The organism is Gaiella sp. (assembly GCF_039915195.1).
Lineage (GTDB): Bacteria > Actinomycetota > Thermoleophilia > Gaiellales > Gaiellaceae > Gaiella.
In genome coordinates, this window is record NZ_JBDSNT010000067.1 from 1 (window position 1) to 16,245 (window position 16,245).

Genomic DNA, 16,245 nt, shown 5'->3' on the forward strand with positions numbered 1-16,245 from the left:
CGCCCTCGCGCGCGTGGCGGGAGGTAGACCTCCCGCTCGCCGGACGCGCATTCGCAGCCGCCGCCGGGTTCGCCTTCGCGATCTCGCTCGGCGAGTTCGGCGCAACGGTGTTCGTCGCCCGGGCAGAGCAGCCCACGCTTCCCGTCGCGATCTTCCGCTTCCTCGGCCGACCCGGCGAGCAGAACCAGGGAACGGCGGCGGTACTGGCCGTTGTGCTCGCCGCGATCGCGGTCGCCGCTGCGCTCCTCGCAGAACGGGCCGCCGACGGACGGGCCGAGGTTCTCTGATGCTCTCCGTCCGCAACGCGCGGGTCACACTGGGCGGACATCCTGCCCTTGCCGGAGTCGACCTCGACGTTCCCGCAGGCACGGTTGTTGCGGTCGTCGGCCCGAGCGGCAGCGGGAAATCGACGCTGCTTCGCGCGATCGCCGGACTCCAGTCGCTCGATCACGGGTCGATCGAGCTCGACGGAACCTCCCTGGCCGGCGTTCCCCCGCATCGTCGAGGTGTCGGCCTCATGTTCCAGGACGACGCGCTGTTCCCCCACCGCGACGTAGCGTCAAACGTCGGCTTCGGCCTGCGGATGCAGTCCGCGGGCAACGATGCCATAGCAGCGTGCGTGACCGAGATGCTCGCGCTCGTCGGCCTCGCAGGGACGGGGCACCGTTCGATCGGGTCGCTCTCGGGAGGAGAGCGCAAGCGCGTCGCCCTCGCCCGCGCCCTCGCTCCCGCACCCCGAGTCCTGCTCCTGGACGAGCCGCTCGGCGCGCTCGATCGCCCCCTTCAGGACCGCCTCGTCAGCGAGCTGGGAGGGCTGTTCCGGGAGATCGGACAGACCACCGTCTACGTGACGCACGACGTCGCAGAGGCGTTCGCGCTCGGGGAGCGCGTTGCCGTGATGCGCGAAGGACGCGCCGTGCAGATTGCCGCACCAGAGGACCTCTGGGCGACTCCGAGCGATGCCTGGGTCGCGCGGTTCATCGGGCTCGCGAACGTCGAGGTGCGCGGCTCGACGGCCGTCGTCACCCAGCCGGAGGGTGTGACCTTCCGACCCGATCCCGCGGGCGAGGCCGTCGTCGTGTCGAGTCGCCGCGACGGGCCGCTCGTGACGCTGTGCGCCCGCTACGAGAGCGGCGCCGAGATCGTCTCGGCACACACAGGCACCGAGCCGCCGGCCCCCGGAGATCGGGTTCGGGTCGCGATCGACCCAGCTGCTGTGCGAGTCATCCCGACAGAATCGCGAGCCCGCGGCCAAGCGCGGAGCGATCCCGCCTGAGCATCATTCCTCGTCGCCGTCGAAAGCGTCGTCCCACTCGTCCTCGATGTCATGGACGCGGCCCGTGCCCGATCGGCTGCGGTCAGACCGAGGCCTTCCCACTGCAGCACGGAGGTGACGCGAGCGCCCATGACAGTCGCTAGCGCTCGGGAATGCAGACGCGGTCGTCGGGCCCGACGATCCGGTCGAACAGCGCGTTGAACTGCCTGTCCTGCTGAGGGTCGTTGCGACCAAGAGCAGGCCCTTCCCACTGTACGACCGGCGTCACACCCGGCCCCATGACGGTCACGCGGTGGCGCTCGCCGTTCCCCGGGGGCCGCACGACCCGCGTTGGGTACCCCGGTGGCGTCATCTGGGGGACGAAGCTGTAACAGAAAGCTCCGTTGCGACTGTGCGCGACCTTGCCGGCGTCATGCTTCCAGCCCGCTCCGAACACGGAGTTGAAGGTGTCGACGTAGAAGAAGCGCGCATTCGGGTCGCGCTTCGTCGTGGACGGTGTGCGGTAGCCGAACACCGGGTCGCCGCGATACGTGAGCCGCCCGAAGAGCCCTTGCCACGCTCCGCCGTAGGTCCAGTTCTGGGAGATCTCGAGAAGGGGCAACTCACCGCTCCAGTGCGAGATGTGCAACTCGAACGCCGCCTGCTCGGGTCGGAACGGCTCGATCCCACGCATCGGCAGCATGCGCTGCCAGCGCTGCAAGGCCCAGTACGAGCCGTCCGGGGCCTTGCACGCGGCGACGAGCCACACGAGCGCCGGCCCGTCGTAGGGGCGGCAGCGGTTCTTGAACTCCCGCCACGTCTGGCGGCCGTTCTTCTTCCAGCCGCCCGCGTAGTCAAAGCGGAACCGTTGCTGCTGCTTGGTCGGATCCGTCCTGATCGCGTTGATCGCACCCCAGACGTAGACGTTGCGAAGGGCACCGCGCGATGTGCGGTAGGTGACGAGAGCCTCGCCTCGATCATTCACCTTCAACGACTCGAACGAAACGTCGAGATCGCCGAACTGCTCACTTGCTCCGCTCGGGCTCGCGAGCGAGAGGAACACGACGGCGAGGGCCGTGAGGATCAGGACGATTCGAGCGGGCATGCGTCGCCACGCAGGGTAGCCACGCGGCCTGCGTTACTTCCTAGCGCTCCCAGCGCACGAGAAACGACTCGCCCGAATCAGTCAAAGGTCACTCCCACTCGATCGTCGCGGGTGGCTTCGAGGAGAGATCGAGTGCGACGCGGTTCACACCAGGCACCTCGTTGATGATCCGGTTCGAGATCGTCTCGAGAACGTCGTAGGGAATCCGGGCCCAGTCGGCCGTCATGGCGTCCTCGGAGGTGACGGCCCGAATCACGACGGGATAGGCGTAGGTGCGTTCGTCTCCCTGGACGCCGACGGACTTGATTGCCGGGAGAACCGCGAAGCTCTGCCAGAGATCGCGATACAGGCCGGCCCGGCGGATCTCCTCCTGGAGCACGGCGTCCGCGGCGCGGAGGATTTCGAGCCGCTCCTTCGTGACGTCGCCGATGATCCGGATCGAGAGTCCCGGCCCGGGGAAGGGCTGGCGCCAGACCATTCGCTCGGGCATCCCGAGCTCCTCGCCGACGCGGCGCACCTCGTCCTTGAACAGCAGCCGCAACGGCTCGACGAGATCCATCTCCATGTCGTCCGGCAGCCCGCCCACGTTGTGGTGCGACTTGATCTTGGCCGCCACACCGTCGTCTCCGCCGGACTCGATCACGTCGGAGTAGAGGGTGCCCTGCACCAGGAACCGCACGTCGCCGAGCCTGTCGGCCTCCTCCTCGAAGACGCGGATGAACTCCTCCCCCACAATCTTGCGCTTCGTCTCGGGATCGGTGACACCCGCGAGCTTTGTGAGAAACCGGTCCTCGGCGCGCACGTGGACGAGCGGCACATGGAAGTGGCCGCCGAAGGTCTCGACCACCTGCTCCGCCTCGTTCTCGCGCATCAGACCGTGATCGACGAAGACGCACGTCAGCTGGTCGCCCACCGCCTTGTAGACGAGTAGCGCGGCGACGGCAGAGTCGACGCCGCCGGAGAGGCCGCAGATCACGCGCTCCGAGCCGACCTGCGCTCGGATCCGCTCGACCTGCTCCTCGATCACTGCGGCGGGCGTCCAGCTCGGAGGGGCGCCCGCAACGTCGTAGAGAAAGTTCTTCAGGATCTCCTGGCCGTCGGGTGTGTGCACGACTTCCGGGTGGAACTGGACACCGTAGAGCCCACGGGCCGTGTCCTCGAAGGCGGCGATCGGGGTCGAAGGCGAAGAAGCCGTCACCCGCGCGCCAGCCGGGGGCGCCGTGACCGAGTCGCGGTGACTCATCCACACGACCTGCTCTGGCGGCAGATTGTGGAAGAGGGCCGATTCTCCGAGCTCCGCATCGGTCTTGCCGTACTCCGAGACGTCGTTCGACTCCACCTCTCCGCCGAGTTCGCGGGCCATCAACTGCATGCCGTAACAGATGCCGAGCGTCGGGATTCCGAGCTCGAGCACCGCCGAATCCAGCTCGGGCGCGCCCTCCGCATACACAGAGGCTGGGCCGCCGGAGAGGATCAGCGCGAGCGGATTCTTGGCCCTGATCTGATCTGCGGTGAGGCGGTGGCTGACGAGCTCGGAGTAGACGCGAGCATCGCGCACGCGCCGTGCGATCAGCTGGCTGTACTGCCCGCCGAAATCGAGCACGAGCACGGGGCGTTCCTCCGGTGCCGGCGGTGACGCCGGGAACACGAGGATCTCGGCGCTCTCAGACACGCCGGTAGTTAGGAGCGTCTTTGCTGATCGTGACATCGTGCGGGTGGCTCTCCCGCAGGCCCGCACCGGTGATGCGAACGAACCGGCTCTCGGTCTTCAGCGCTTCGATCGTCGGCGCGCCGCAGTAGCCCATGGCCTGCCGAAGCCCACCGACGAGCTGATAGACGATCGGCGCAATCGGGCCCTTGTAGAGCACGCGCCCCTCGATTCCCTCCGGGACGAGCTTGTCGACGTCCTCGACGTCGCCTTGGAAGTACCGATCCTTGGAGAAGGATCGCGCTTTCATCGCGCCGAGCGATCCCATGCCGCGATACTCCTTGAACCGCTCACCCTGGACGAGAATCACATCACCAGGTGACTCGTCGGTCCCCGCGAGCATCGAGCCGAGCATCACGGTGTCCGCGCCGGCCGCGATCGCCTTCGCGACGTCGCCCGAGGAGGTGATGCCACCGTCGGCGATTACCGGGATCCCATGGCGGATTGCCACCTCGGCGACGTCGAACACGGCCGTCACCTGCGGTACTCCGACGCCCGCGACGACTCGGGTTGTACAGATCGAGTTGTGCACGATGGCGTTGTTTGCGACGAAGCTGTGCGTGGGGCAGTCGACCTCGAGGTCATAGACAGGGATCCGGAGATCGACCTCACGCAGTTCGAGGAGCTTCACGACCTGATGGCTCTCGCTGAGTCGCTTCTGGTGGGTCACGTTGAGGCGGGAGACGTACGAGGGTAGACATCGATCGGTCGTCCTGCCGACGAGGCCACCCGCACTTGGTGCTTCCGAATGCGCATTCGGGAACGCGCCATGCAGCAGAAACGTCACAACGTTGAAGAGCTCGACGAGTGCGAGGGACGTGTTCTTGAAGCAGATCCGGCCGTCCGCCGCGACGAACCCGTCGCTCGCGACGAGTCCATCGTGCAGGCCCTTCAGATAGGTCGGGTTGCCGCAGAGGTAGCCCCGTGGGAGATGCTTCCGTTCACGCTTGCCGAACTCGGCGAGCAAACGCGCCCACTGCAACGAGTACAGGTGAATCGTGATCGTCTTGCCGTTCTCGACGACGCTCGGCTCAACGCCCGTCGCCGTGCGCACGGCCGCCGTGAGCGCAAGGGAGATTGCGTGCTCTGAAGGCCCGAAGTACCAGGAGACCCTTCCGATCTCCGACCGGCCGTTCGTGTTGAGGAAAGCGTGTCCGTCGCCGAGGAACGCCCCCAGCATGAAACCGAGCTCGTAGGAATCCTCGATGAGCCTTCGATATCGATTCAGGGGCCCCTCGCGAACCGCGAACTCCGCCAGATCGATGCTGAAGTGGTCGCGAAGCTCAAACGCGATCCGGCGTGGAAGGAGGAGCACGTCACGGTCGACCTCGCCGATCTCTTTCCAGTGCAGCTTGGACTCGCCGGCTCGACTCGGGCGCTCGAGCATGCGGAGATAGCCCGCCGAGGCGAGCGTTCGTGCGCTCACAGCATTGAGATCTCCGACCCAGTACGCGTGGTCGGGTGTCACGAGTGTCTCGAGCGGCGACGCCGCATGTCGGACACCAACAACCTCTCGCACGCCCGTGCACCACGCATGGACGACGGCAACGGGCTCACCATTCATGTTGATGACACGGTCACCCGGGACGACGTCTTCGATGTTCTTGTAGCTGGCATCGGCCATGAGTACGCGCGTTCCGGCCGCCAGGCATCCAGGCCCCACTCCCGCTTTGAGACAATCTGCTCCGGCATCGATCAACGCCTCGGCCGCTTCCCCCGTTGCGATGTTGCCGGCGATGATCTCGATCTCGAACTCCGCCTTGATTCGCCGCACCATCTCGACGACGGCGCGCGAGTGCCCATGCGCGGTATCGACGACGAGCACGTCGACCTCGGCAGCGACGAGGGCCGCAGCGCGCTCGATTGCGTCGGTGCCGACACCGACCGCTGCGCCCACGCGCAGGCGTCCGCGTTCGTCCTTCGTCGCGAGCGGATAAAGCTCGCGCTTCTGGATGTCCTTCACGGTGATCAGCCCTTGCAGACGTCCCTGCTCGTCGACGATGGGGAGCTTCTCGACCTTGTGCTGCCCGAGCAGCGCCTCCGCCTCGGCGAGCGTCGTGCCGACCCGCGCGGTGACAAGGTTCTCGGTCGTCATCAGCTCACCGGTGCGCTGGTCCGGTCGGGCCCCGAAGCGCAGATCACGGTTCGTGAGGATGCCGACGAGGACGCCGTCGGGGTTCGTGATCGGGACTCCCGAGACGCGATATCGCGCCATCAGATCGAGCGCATCCGCGACGAGATCGTCCGGCCCGAGGGTCACCGGCTCGACGATCATCCCGGCCTCGCTTCGCTTGACCCGGTCGACTTCGGCCACCTGATGCTCGATCGCGAGATTGCGGTGAATGATGCCGAGGCCGCCCTGCCGGGCCAGCGCGATCGCAAGCCGGGCCTCGGTAACGGTGTCCATCGCCGCCGAGACGATCGGGATCTCGAGCGCGATCGTCGGCGTCAACCGGGTGGCGGTAGCGACGTCATTGGGTAAGACAGCCGACTCCGCGGGAACGAGCAGCACGTCGTCGAAGGTCAGCCCTTCCTTGCCGAACTTGCTATCTCGATCCAGCTCGAACTCCAAGAGTCGAATGACTCTACCAAGCGGACGGGACGGAGCTGTCGTCGCTACGCGACGGGCTGGAGCTCGCTGACCTCGACGAGCGAGACGAGACGGGCCGCTTCCTTCAGATCGAACCGCCCCGCGCCGACCACGAGGACCGAGGCCGATGCCGCCGCGACCGCAAGCCGGAGAGCGTCCTCGGCCGACGCCCCCTCGTCGTGCGCCGCGAGCCAGCGGGCGAGGAAGACATCCCCGGCCCCGAGTACCGAGACGGGCTCGAGCTGGGGCGCCCGGGCGTAGTAGCGGCGCACCTGACGTTCCTCCCGAACGAGCGAGAAACACCCCGTCCCCATCGTGATCTGGACATTCCGGGCGCCCATGTCGGCGATCGTCTCGAGCGCCATGGCAAAGTCGTCGTCGTCCTCGAGCTCCTGACCGACGAGCTGCTCGGCCTCGTGCTGATTCGGCGAGACGAGCCACGGCTCGGCCTCGATACCGCGTCGCAGGGGCTCGCCTTCCGCGTCGAGGACCACCCTGGCTCCGAGTCGCGTCATCTCGCGCACTGCATCGGCGTAGAAGCCCTCATCCACTCCGCGGGGCAGCGAGCCGGCGAAGACGACCGTCGATGCGCCGCGCGAGAGATAGCGCAGCTTGTCGAGCAGGATCTCGAGCTCGTCCTCGGAGACCTTGGGGCCCCACTCGTTGATCTCCGTGTAGGTGCCCGCCGTCGGATCGACGACCGCGGTCGAGGTACGGGACTCGTCGCGGATCCGAACGAAGTCGTTGAGGATCGCCTCTTCGGTCAGCTCCTCGACGATCCGCGTCCCTGTCCGCCCCCCGGCGAGGCCGGTCGCAACGACCGGAACGTCGAGCCGTTTGAGCGCCCGGGCCACGTTGATGCCCTTTCCTCCCGCGAGCACGAGCACGTCGCTCGAGCGATGCCGATGACCGAGCTTGAAGATCGGGACGCTCAGCGAGCGGTCGAGCGCGGCGTTCAGTGTGACGGTGATGATCACTGCGGCCCCTTCCTACGAGACGACGGAGCTACGAAACGAGTCCGAACACGTGGTGCACCGTCCGGCGGGCGTACCACTGGGCCTGTCCGACGATCCCGACTTCGGGGACCGACGCTGCTGCAACGAGTGGCGAACGTGCGATCAGCCTACCGTCCGAGAACACGCGGACTTCGCCGGCACGTTGCCCTTTGGTTACGGGGAGGGCAAGGGCGGTGCTAGCGACGACGCGTTCGACCAGCGGGCGCCCCACACGGACACTCCGAACGACGCTACGGGCGGCAACGAGAGGCACCCGCGGGCGGCCGTAGCCGACCTCGGCGTGACCGTACACATGGCCGCCGGTTACGACGACCCGGCGATACTGGTCGAGGCCCCATGTGAGGAGCGATGCGAGCTCGGCGTTCCTCTGCTGCTCGCTCGCCGCGCCGAGCAGCGATGCGGTAATGCGCACACCGTTCCTCTCGACGGCCGCAACCTGCGACCAGCCGGCATCGTTCGTGTGGCCCGTTTTTGCGCCGACGAGCGGGACCTTCCCGATCAAGCCATCCGTGGACGTCAGCGTTCTACCGCCCGCGATCGTCGCGGTCGACCGCGACGACCACGTGCGGATGAACGAGTTCTGGAGCGCCGCGGTAAGGAGTGTCGTGACGTCACGCGCGCTCGAGACGTGCCCGGGCTGATCGAGCCCGTGAGGGTTCGCGAAGTGCGTCGAGAAGAGGCCGAGGGTTCGCGCCTTCTCGTTCATCAGCTCGACGAAGCGTGAGAGCGAGCCATTCCCGACGTGGAGGGCGAGTGCGGCGGCCGCGTCGTTCGCGCTCGGCACGAGCGCGGCAATCGCGAGGTCGCGGACCGTCAACTGCTCTCCGGGCCTGAGTCCCGCCGAGGACTCGCCAACGGTCGCCGCCGAGGGTGAGATCGTGACGACATCGTCGAGTCGCGCCTGCTCCAGCGCGACGAGGACGGTCATCAGCTTGGTGATGCTGGCTGGAGCCCGGCGAACGTCCGGTGCACGGGCAGCGATGATGACCTCATCCGAGCCGCCACGCACGACGTACGCGGGCGCCGAGACGGGTGGCGGTGCACCCGCCGCGGAAGCGGCATACAGAGCAAGTCCTGCCACGACGACGGTGAACGCGCGACGCATCGCGGTTGAATGTAGACGAGGGCTACCAGCCCGCGGCGGCCCAGATCTCAGCCGAGAGGCGTGCCGCCTCCGCTCCCGCGGCCGCCCTCCAGTCGTCCTCGGTATCGCGGTAGGCGAAGATCACCGAGCGCGACGCGTTGACGAGTGCGCTCGCCGGCCCACTCGTGAACGCGCGAGCGACGTCCGCCGGCGTCGCTCCCTGAGCGCCCACGCCCGGCAGAAGGATGATCTGCTGGGGCATCGCCCGACGGGCATCACCGATCAGCCGCGGAACCGTCGCGCCCACGACGGCCCCGACACTGGACATTCCACGCTCGCCAACCAGGTCTGCTCCCCATTCCCCGACAAGGCCGGCGACGTGCCGCCAGACGGGGACGCCGTCCGAGAGCATTGCGTCCTGGAGGTCGCGTGCTCCCGCGTTCGACGTCCTGACGAGACAGAAGATGCCGGCGCCGTGCCGTCGGCACGCGGCGAGGTACGGATCGATGGAGTCGGTCCCGAGGTACGGATTGACGGTGAGGGCGTCGGCAAGCGGCGGCTCGGAGCCCTGTGGTTCGAGGAACGCAGCGGCATAGGCTCTCGCCGTCGACCCGATGTCACCGCGCTTGGCGTCCGCGATCACGAGAAGGCCGGCGTCGGCGGCGTAGCGCGACACGATCTCGAGCGCGTACCATCCATCGCCGCCGAGAGCCTCGAAGAACGCGACCTGGGGCTTGACGGCAACGGCATACGGCGCAACGGCGTCGACGATGCCCTTGCAAAAGCGCTCGACGGCGCCGGCCGCTGCGGCCCGTCCGCGGCCTGCCTCACCGCGCAACTCGACCGGCAACAGGTCGACGCGCGGGTCGAGTCCGACGACGAGCTGCGTGCGCTTGCGCTCAACGGCCTCGGCAACACGGTCGGAGAAGGGAACCACCTTCGTCTCCCTCTCTGCTCCTGTGTTCATGCGACCAAGGCTACCCCGTTCGCTGCGGCCAGGATCGCGTTCCGCTCGAGCGCAACCACGCGAAGCTCTGGCGGAGGGCGACGGATGAAGGAGGCGATCAGGAGAAGCTCCTCGGCGGTCGTCGCGGCGAGCACCGCATCGGCAGGTGCACGCACGTCCGCGAGTCCGGCCTCGACCTCGAGCGATCCCCCGCCTCCACGCGGGATCGTCCTCCGCGAGATGCCCCCGTTCCCCACGAAGACGCCGCGCATCATTCCCGGCTCGACCGCCGGTACGAGGAGACAGACCCGCAACGCGACGGATTCTCGAACCTCGTCGATCCTCGCGATCACCTGTTCGAGGGCAGCGATGCGATCGCGAAGGCGGGCAGCGTCCTCGAAGCGCAGGTCGGCAGCGAGGCCTCGGAGGCGAAGGCGGAGCTGCGGGAGGACGCTCCGAGGATCGTCGCCGTCGTAGCCGACGAGAGCCTGGGCGGCGCGCCTCGCGATGCCGCGCCCGCTGATCGGGCCGTGGGGCGTGGGCTCGCTGACACAGGCCCAGCTGGTTCCGCGACGGCGAAGGTAGACGTGCCGATCCGGTCGGGTGCTGCGCGCGTTCGCCGGAGGGCGCAACTCCCGGAGGAGCAGGAGCTCTTCGAGCGCAGCCTCGAGCTCGCTTCCGGTCGGCTTCCAGTCGACGGATGCGAGCGCTCCGAGCGCTGCCTCGACGGCCGGGCGCTGCCGGCTTCCGGAGAAGTACGAACGCAGGCGAGCCCGGAGATCGCGAGCGCGCCCGACGTAGAGCGCCTGTCCCCGGGCATCGCGGAAGATGTACGTCCCCGGCGCGGTTGGCGCCTGGGCCACGAGCGACCGCTTCCCCTGCAGGCGCCTGGCCCGCGGTGCGGACAGCGCGACGAGATCGGCCACTGTCTCGGCACCTCGCTCCTGCGCGAGGCCGATCAGCGCGACAAGGATCTCGGCTGTGGCGGCTGCGTCCGCGAGCGCACGATGGCACGGCGTCACCGACGTGCCGAAGAAATAAGCGAGTGGTTGCAACCCGAATCTCGTCGTCCGGCCTCCGAGAAGGCGCCGGGCCAGCCAGACGGTGTCGACGACCGGCGCAGCCACGCGTCTGCCCGTGAGCCGCTCGACGGCGCGATCGAGAAAGCCCATGTCGAAGCGCGCGTTGTGCGCAACGAGCACCGCGTCTCCCGCGAACGACAGGAACCGCCGCACCGCAAGGTCGGGATCGGGGGCTCCCCGCACCTCGTCGCGGCCGATGCCGGTCAGCGCAGTGATCGCCACGGGCAGCGGCACGCCCGGATTCACGAGCGTCTCGAACCGTGCTCCCATCGCCAGGTGGTCGACCTTCTGAGCGCCGATCTCGACGATGCGCGAGCGTGCCGGCGAGAGCCCGGTCGTCTCGAGATCGAAGACGACGAAGGTCGCCGACTCGAGCAGCATCGTTGCTCCGGGCGCGTCGGCAAGGCCGACCGCGGTGCCGCGCCAGACGAGTCGTGCGTCGCCCGTGACGACCTCCTCGAGCAGTGAGCGCGCGATCGCGGTCGGGGTCGCGGAGAGCGCGAACAGCGCCTGAGCCGCGTCCGAGGCGGGGATCGGCCCACGGCGGGCCTCGACGAGCTCGACGAGGCGGTCCGCGGCATCGAATGAGAGTTGCATGCCGTCAGATCCTAGACGAACGTATGTTCGATGAAAAGGACAAAAGAGAGGGCCCGGGGGGAGCGGGCCCTCGTCTTTCGTCCTCGGAGGAGGGCGGCCTAGTTGACGGCCTTCTTGAGCACCGAGCCGGCCGAGAACTTCGGCACGGTTGCGGCCCTGATCTGCACCTTCTCGCTCGGGTTCCGCGGATTGACGCCCATGCGTGCTGCACGATGCGTCGTGTGGAACTTGCCGAAACCGGTGAACGTCACCGAATCGCCGGCCTTGAGGGCATCCTCGACGGTGCTGAGGAACGCCTCGACAGCCTCGGCTGCGTCACGCTTGGACGAGCCGGTCTTCGCGGCTACTGCCTCTATGAACTCCTGCTTGGTCACTGCCACTCCTCCTACTAGACGTTCGTTGTTGGGACCGCCGGAGAACCTATGACTCCGGCGACTTTGGCTCAACTATGCGGGTTTGCGACACGCCCGGCGGCGTGTCAAACCCGCCGAGGCACGTGGACTCAAAGAGGCGGTCAGGCCGGGATGCGCCCGGCAAGGAGATCGCTCGCGCGGTAGAGGCTGCGGAGTCGCACCCCCAACCGAGCGAGGGCGTCCGCCCCACCCTCCTCGCGGTCCACGACGCACACAGCGTTGCGGACGACGAGCCCTGCATCCCGAAGTGCGGATACCGACTCGGCGAGTGCGCCACCGGATGTGACGACGTCCTCGACGAGGCACACGACGTCCCCCTCGTCGAACGGACCCTCGATCCGATTCGCTGTGCCGTATTCCTTCGTTTCATTGCGGACAATGATGAAGGGCAGTTCGGACGCCATAGACGCGGAAGCGGCCAGAGCAACCGCTCCGAGAGCCGGCCCGGCCAGTCGTACGGCGCCCGGCTCCGCCTCGTTCGCCGTCTCGGCGAGTCGCACTCCGAGCGCGCGAAGCAGGTCCGGGCGCGTCTCGAATCGATACTTGTCGAGGTAGAAGGTCGACCGCTTTCCCGACCGCAGCAGGAAGTCGCCTTCGAGCAGCGAGTGCTCGGCGAGGAGGCGCCCGAGGTCATCGGTCACGACGCTGCGGCCTCGGCTGCGATCGCCGTCAGCCGATCGAGCTCCGGCGAGCCTGCCTCGAGCGTCACGGACGACCCGTCCACGTACCCGATCGTGACCCGACCCGTGCTCGGCTTGGAGCGACGCCCGAGGAGCCACCACACAGCGGAACCGATCACTGCGAGTGAGAGAAGCCTACGCATCGATCTGGCCCTTTCTCTTCTTCGCCGGTCGAGGCGCTGCCTGCTCCGCGTCGAGACGCGCGAGCATCGTCCGTAGGTCGTAGACCATGAGCCCGGCGATCGAGTCCGGCGCAGTCGTCGCGATCGCGATGCGCCCCGCATCCCGGACGAGGAAGACGTCGGTGCCCTCGCTGCTGATCTGGATCCGAGAAATCTCCGCAGCGCCGGGCCGGACGTCGCCGGCAGCCGCTATGAGGTCAACCGCGACCTGTGCGAGCTGCTCGCCCCGCTGGACGGCTCCCGTGCTCGCGAGCACGAAGCCGGACTCACCCAGAATCGCGATCTCACGCACCTGAGCGGAAAGAGTGAGAAGCTCGGCCAGTGCCTCGTTCGGCGTCATCGCCCGTCGAAGCTACCAGACTCTCGGCGAGCGTCATACGACAGCCGATCTCACGGCCAGCCGCTCGGGCCGGCGACGCACGGCTTCCGCGACGAGGAGCCGCACCATCGGCTCCGCCTTCGCCCGGATCGCACGTCCACAGCCGCGGTCCTAGCGGCCCCCGCGCGACGACCCGGAGCGCTGCAGTGCGGCTGCAAGCGCGCGCGTGGCGCGTGCGCGGTGCGAATTGGAGGCCTTCCACGCATCACCGAGGTCTGCGACCGTGTGTGTTTCGCCCTCGGGAACGAAGATGGGGTCATACCCGAACCCCTCGTTGCCACTCCGCTCGGACACGACGGCCCCCTCGAGCGTCCCCTCGACGACGACTTCCTGGCCCTCCGGGCCGATCGCCACGATCGTGCAGACGTATCGTGCCCGCCGGTCACCGACGCCGTCCAACTCCTCGAGGAGCCGCGCGACGCCGTCGGCGGCCCACCGCGCCGACTCGAGGCCCGGCCCGCCCTTGAGTCCCATGGCCTCGATCCCCGAGTCCTCGCCTACCACCCAGGCGTCGCCGGGCGAGTGGAGGCGCCCATGCTCGGCCTTGCCTCGCGCGTTCGCGACGTACGTGGAGCCCGTTTCAGGCGGATACGACGTCGTCTCGACGAGCTCGATCTCCCAGTCGGGGAGCGCTCGACGGAACTCGTCGAGCTTGTGCCGGTTCCCTGTCGCGAGCCGTGCTCTCACGCCCGGGGAGCGTCAGCCGCCGCTCGCTGCGCAAGCGCGAGCCGCTCGATGCCGCCAGCGGCGAGGTCGAGCAGCTCGTCGAGCTCGTCCCTCGTGAAAGGCTGCCGCTCGGCGGTTGCCTGCACCTCGACGAGCCGACCGTCGGCGGTCATCACCACGTTCATGTCCGTATCGGCCTGAGAGTCCTCGGGATAGTCGAGGTCGAGCACTGCCTGGCCGTTGACGACTCCGACCGAGACGGCTGCGACGGACGAGGGCAATGCCTTGGAGAGGCCCATTCGATCCAGGGCACGATACGCGGCGACGTAGGCGCCAGTGATCGCAGCGCACCGCGTTCCGCCGTCCGCCTGCAGCACGTCGCAATCGAGCCAGAGCGTGCGTTCGCCGAGCGCCTCGAAGTCGCAGACCGAGCGGAGCGCACGGCCGATCAGTCGCTGGATCTCGACCGTGCGCCCGTCGGGACGCCCGCGGGAGACCCCTCGCTGCGTCCGGTCGCCGGTCGACGCGGGGAGCAGAGAGTACTCCGCTGTCATCCAGCCGCGGCCCTTCCCACGCAGCCAGCGCGGAATCTCCTCCTCGATCGTGGCCGTGCAGAGCACACGCGTCTTGCCCTGCGACCAGAGCACGCACCCGTGCGGCTGCTCGAGGAAGTCCGGCAGGACGTCGAGCGCCCGGAGCTCGTCCGGGCGACGGCCGTCGTGTCTCATGCCGCGACGACCTCCAGGTCGGCAACCCGCACCTGCTCGACATCCGCGATCGGGAGTTGCAGGAAGCGGCTGCCCATCGCCTTGAACGCGGCTGTGTCCCCGGTGGTCAGGAACCGATACGTCCCCTCTCGGGCCGAATCGTTCTCGATCGCCTTCCGCGCCAGGGTCTCGGACACTTCGTGCGCCGTCTCGTCGGCCGAGAAGATCAGCGTCACGTCGCGACCGAAGACGCGCTGCAGGATCGGGCGGATCAGCGGATAGTGGGTGCAGCCGAGGACGACCGTGTCGACACCGACATCCTTGAGAGGGCCGGCGACCTCCCGCACGGCCTCTACCGTCGCCTCGCCGAAGGGGTCGTCACCCTCGATCAGTGGCACGAGCTTGGGGCACGCGACCGGCGTCACCGTGACACCGGCGTCGAGCGTCTCGATCAATGCTTCGTAGCGGCCGCTCGCCACCGTCGCCTCGGTCGCAAGGAGCCCGACACGGCGGTTGCGGGTCGCGCGCACGGCCGCGTGCGCCTCGGGCTGGATCACGCCGATCACCGGCACGGAGAGGGTCAGCTGGAGTTCGGGAAGAGCAGCGGCGGTCGCCGAGTTGCAGGCTGCGACGACGAGTTTGACCCCCTGGGACTCGAGGAAGCGACCGATCTCGGCGGCGAAGCGCCGGATCTCGGCGAGCGGCCGGGGGCCGTACGGCAGTCGGGCACCGTCACCGAGGTAGACGAAGTCCTCGTGCGGCAAGGTGACGAGGCACTCGTGGAGAACCGTGAGCCCACCGACACCGGAGTCGAACACACCGATCGGGCGGGCATCCACGGGCGGCAGTGTAGTTGTCGTCGCAGTCGGGGAGGTGCACTTCTTCGGCTACCCTTCGCGGGTCTTGACGAGGACATTGATAGGAGCGGCATCGACGGCGCTTGTGTTCCTCGTCCTCGCAGGCCCGGCATCGGCCTTTTCGAAGCAGGATCCGGTTGTCACGTCGTTCGACGGGACGAAGCTCGCGACGACGCTCCACGTTCCTGACGGCGCCGCTCCCGCGGGAGGTTGGCCGGCCGTCGTGCTGTTCCACGGCCTCGGCGGCAGCCGTGCCGGAATGAGCGCGATCGCCACCTCGATGGGGCTGATCGGCGAGCAGTACGTCGTCCTCACGGTCGATGCGCGCGGCCACGGCGCGTCCGGCGGCCTCTTCGAGGGAGACGGCCCGAACGAGGTTCGTGACGTCAAGACGCTGTACTCCTGGCTTGCTGCCCGGCCCGACGTCGCGGATGCCCGCATCGGTGGGTGGGGCCTCTCGCTCGGCGGCGGCGCTATCTACACGTCGCTTGCGGCCGGTGTCCCCTGGGCGGCGATCGAGGTCGCAGAGACATGGACGGATCTCCGGACCGCATTACTCCCGCAGGGCCTCTCGAAGTCCGGCGTGATCGCCGGCTTCATCGGCTCGTTGCCGCCCGAGCGCGTCGCCCCGTCCATCTTCGCCGTTCGCGACGCGGCCTACGCGGGCGCGCTCACCTCGCCGAACGCGTTCGCGGTCGAGCGCTCGACGATCACGGCACTCAAGGGTGTCAAGACACCTGCGTTCTTCATGCAGGGCCGCCGCGACTTCGCGTTCGGCATGGGCCAGGCGCTGCAGGCATACAACGCAGTCGCAGGGCCAAAGCGCCTGTGGCTAGGCCTCCATGGCCACGCGCCTTCGACGGTCCCGGGAGCCGACACCGGAGTGATGCTCGCCGAGGGAGCAAGATTCTTCGACCTCCACCTTCGCGGGTTGCCGGTCGCGCTCGATCCGCTCCCGGTCGCCGTCTCGCCCGAGAA

Annotated in this window: 16 protein-coding genes and 1 pseudogene; 3 read left to right on the forward strand and 14 right to left on the reverse strand. The window is 68.2% G+C overall.

All coding sequences use genetic code 11. The features are described 5' to 3' along the window. Positions 1–287 (forward strand): annotated as a pseudogene (locus ABIR74_RS07110) (iron ABC transporter permease); the annotation flags it as partial. Beyond that, positions 287–1,276 (forward strand): ABC transporter ATP-binding protein, encoded by a 990-nt coding sequence (locus tag ABIR74_RS07115; protein WP_348176468.1) that lies wholly within the window; start codon positions 287–289, stop codon positions 1,274–1,276. The pseudogene ABIR74_RS07110 and the gene ABIR74_RS07115, both read left to right, overlap by 1 nt. 139 nt (positions 1,277–1,415) lie before the next feature. On the opposite strand, the gene ABIR74_RS07120 is transcribed toward ABIR74_RS07115, so the two are convergent. From ABIR74_RS07120 to murI, 14 genes are all read right to left on the reverse strand, one after another. Beyond that, positions 1,416–2,360, reverse strand: a complete 945-nt coding sequence (locus tag ABIR74_RS07120) for a hypothetical protein (RefSeq protein ID WP_348176471.1) — start codon at positions 2,358–2,360, stop codon at positions 1,416–1,418. An 88-nt stretch (positions 2,361–2,448) separates the two neighbouring features. Beyond that, positions 2,449–4,014: a glutamine-hydrolyzing GMP synthase gene (gene guaA, locus ABIR74_RS07125; RefSeq protein WP_348176509.1), complete on the reverse strand. Its 1,566-nt coding sequence runs from the start codon at positions 4,012–4,014 to the stop codon at positions 2,449–2,451. A 10-nt stretch (positions 4,015–4,024) separates the two neighbouring features. Next, the gene (locus tag ABIR74_RS07130) at positions 4,025–6,640 is read right to left on the reverse strand and encodes an IMP dehydrogenase (protein ID WP_348176474.1); all 2,616 of its coding nucleotides are present in this window, start codon (positions 6,638–6,640) and stop codon (positions 4,025–4,027) included. A gap of 44 nt (positions 6,641–6,684) precedes the next feature. Continuing rightward, a complete protein-coding gene (locus tag ABIR74_RS07135; protein ID WP_348176477.1) occupies positions 6,685–7,635 on the reverse strand; it encodes a 1-phosphofructokinase family hexose kinase in 951 nt (316 codons plus the stop codon). A gap of 28 nt (positions 7,636–7,663) precedes the next feature. Next, on the reverse strand, positions 7,664–8,779 hold the full coding sequence (locus tag ABIR74_RS07140) for a D-alanyl-D-alanine carboxypeptidase family protein (RefSeq protein WP_348176479.1): 1,116 nt from the start codon (positions 8,777–8,779) through the stop codon (positions 7,664–7,666). A gap of 22 nt (positions 8,780–8,801) precedes the next feature. Next, positions 8,802–9,725: an orotidine-5'-phosphate decarboxylase gene (pyrF, locus tag ABIR74_RS07145; RefSeq protein WP_348176482.1), complete on the reverse strand. Its 924-nt coding sequence runs from the start codon at positions 9,723–9,725 to the stop codon at positions 8,802–8,804. Then, positions 9,722–11,383, reverse strand: coding sequence for an exonuclease domain-containing protein (locus ABIR74_RS07150; RefSeq protein ID WP_348176485.1), 1,662 nt, complete (start codon positions 11,381–11,383; stop codon positions 9,722–9,724). Before ABIR74_RS07150 ends, pyrF begins: the two co-directional genes overlap by 4 nt. Before the next feature lie 98 nt (positions 11,384–11,481). Next, on the reverse strand, positions 11,482–11,757 hold the full coding sequence (locus ABIR74_RS07155; RefSeq protein ID WP_348176488.1) for an HU family DNA-binding protein: 276 nt from the start codon (positions 11,755–11,757) through the stop codon (positions 11,482–11,484). A 140-nt stretch (positions 11,758–11,897) separates the two neighbouring features. Further along, the gene (pyrE, locus tag ABIR74_RS07160; protein ID WP_348176490.1) at positions 11,898–12,437 is read right to left on the reverse strand and encodes an orotate phosphoribosyltransferase; all 540 of its coding nucleotides are present in this window, start codon (positions 12,435–12,437) and stop codon (positions 11,898–11,900) included. After that, complete coding sequence (locus ABIR74_RS07165; protein ID WP_348176492.1) at positions 12,434–12,619, reverse strand: hypothetical protein; 186 nt, start codon at positions 12,617–12,619, stop codon at positions 12,434–12,436. Before ABIR74_RS07165 ends, pyrE begins: the two co-directional genes overlap by 4 nt. Further along, the gene (locus ABIR74_RS07170; RefSeq protein ID WP_348176495.1) at positions 12,612–12,998 is read right to left on the reverse strand and encodes a hypothetical protein; all 387 of its coding nucleotides are present in this window, start codon (positions 12,996–12,998) and stop codon (positions 12,612–12,614) included. Before ABIR74_RS07170 ends, ABIR74_RS07165 begins: the two co-directional genes overlap by 8 nt. Positions 12,999–13,148: 150 nt before the next feature. Then, the gene (locus ABIR74_RS07175; RefSeq protein WP_348176498.1) at positions 13,149–13,724 is read right to left on the reverse strand and encodes a non-canonical purine NTP pyrophosphatase; all 576 of its coding nucleotides are present in this window, start codon (positions 13,722–13,724) and stop codon (positions 13,149–13,151) included. Further along, positions 13,721–14,431 (reverse strand): ribonuclease PH, encoded by a 711-nt coding sequence (gene rph / locus ABIR74_RS07180; RefSeq protein ID WP_348176501.1) that lies wholly within the window; start codon positions 14,429–14,431, stop codon positions 13,721–13,723. The genes ABIR74_RS07175 and rph overlap by 4 nt, the downstream gene beginning before the upstream one ends. Next, entirely contained in the window at positions 14,428–15,249 is an 822-nt protein-coding gene (gene murI / locus ABIR74_RS07185; RefSeq protein WP_348176503.1) for a glutamate racemase, read from the reverse strand. Before murI ends, rph begins: the two co-directional genes overlap by 4 nt. 64 nt (positions 15,250–15,313) lie before the next feature. On the opposite strand from murI, the gene ABIR74_RS07190 reads away from it, so the two are divergent. Then, on the forward strand, positions 15,314–16,245 hold a 932-nt coding region (locus ABIR74_RS07190), incomplete at its 3' end, for a CocE/NonD family hydrolase (protein WP_348176506.1).

What these genes read in the sequence shown, in the direction of transcription:
- ABIR74_RS07115 (WP_348176468.1), top strand. Translation starts at nt 287, where the DNA reads ATGCTCTCCGTCCGCAACGCGCGGGTCACACTGGGCGGACATCCTGCC.
- ABIR74_RS07120 (WP_348176471.1), bottom strand. Translation starts at nt 2,360, where the DNA reads ATGCCCGCTCGAATCGTCCTGATCCTCACGGCCCTCGCCGTCGTGTTC.
- ABIR74_RS07140 (WP_348176479.1), bottom strand. Translation starts at nt 8,779, where the DNA reads ATGCGTCGCGCGTTCACCGTCGTCGTGGCAGGACTTGCTCTGTATGCC.
- pyrF (WP_348176482.1), bottom strand. Translation starts at nt 9,725, where the DNA reads ATGAACACAGGAGCAGAGAGGGAGACGAAGGTGGTTCCCTTCTCCGAC.
- ABIR74_RS07150 (WP_348176485.1), bottom strand. Translation starts at nt 11,383, where the DNA reads ATGCAACTCTCATTCGATGCCGCGGACCGCCTCGTCGAGCTCGTCGAG.
- ABIR74_RS07165 (WP_348176492.1), bottom strand. Translation starts at nt 12,619, where the DNA reads ATGCGTAGGCTTCTCTCACTCGCAGTGATCGGTTCCGCTGTGTGGTGG.
- ABIR74_RS07170 (WP_348176495.1), bottom strand. Translation starts at nt 12,998, where the DNA reads ATGACGCCGAACGAGGCACTGGCCGAGCTTCTCACTCTTTCCGCTCAG.
- rph (WP_348176501.1), bottom strand. Translation starts at nt 14,431, where the DNA reads ATGAGACACGACGGCCGTCGCCCGGACGAGCTCCGGGCGCTCGACGTC.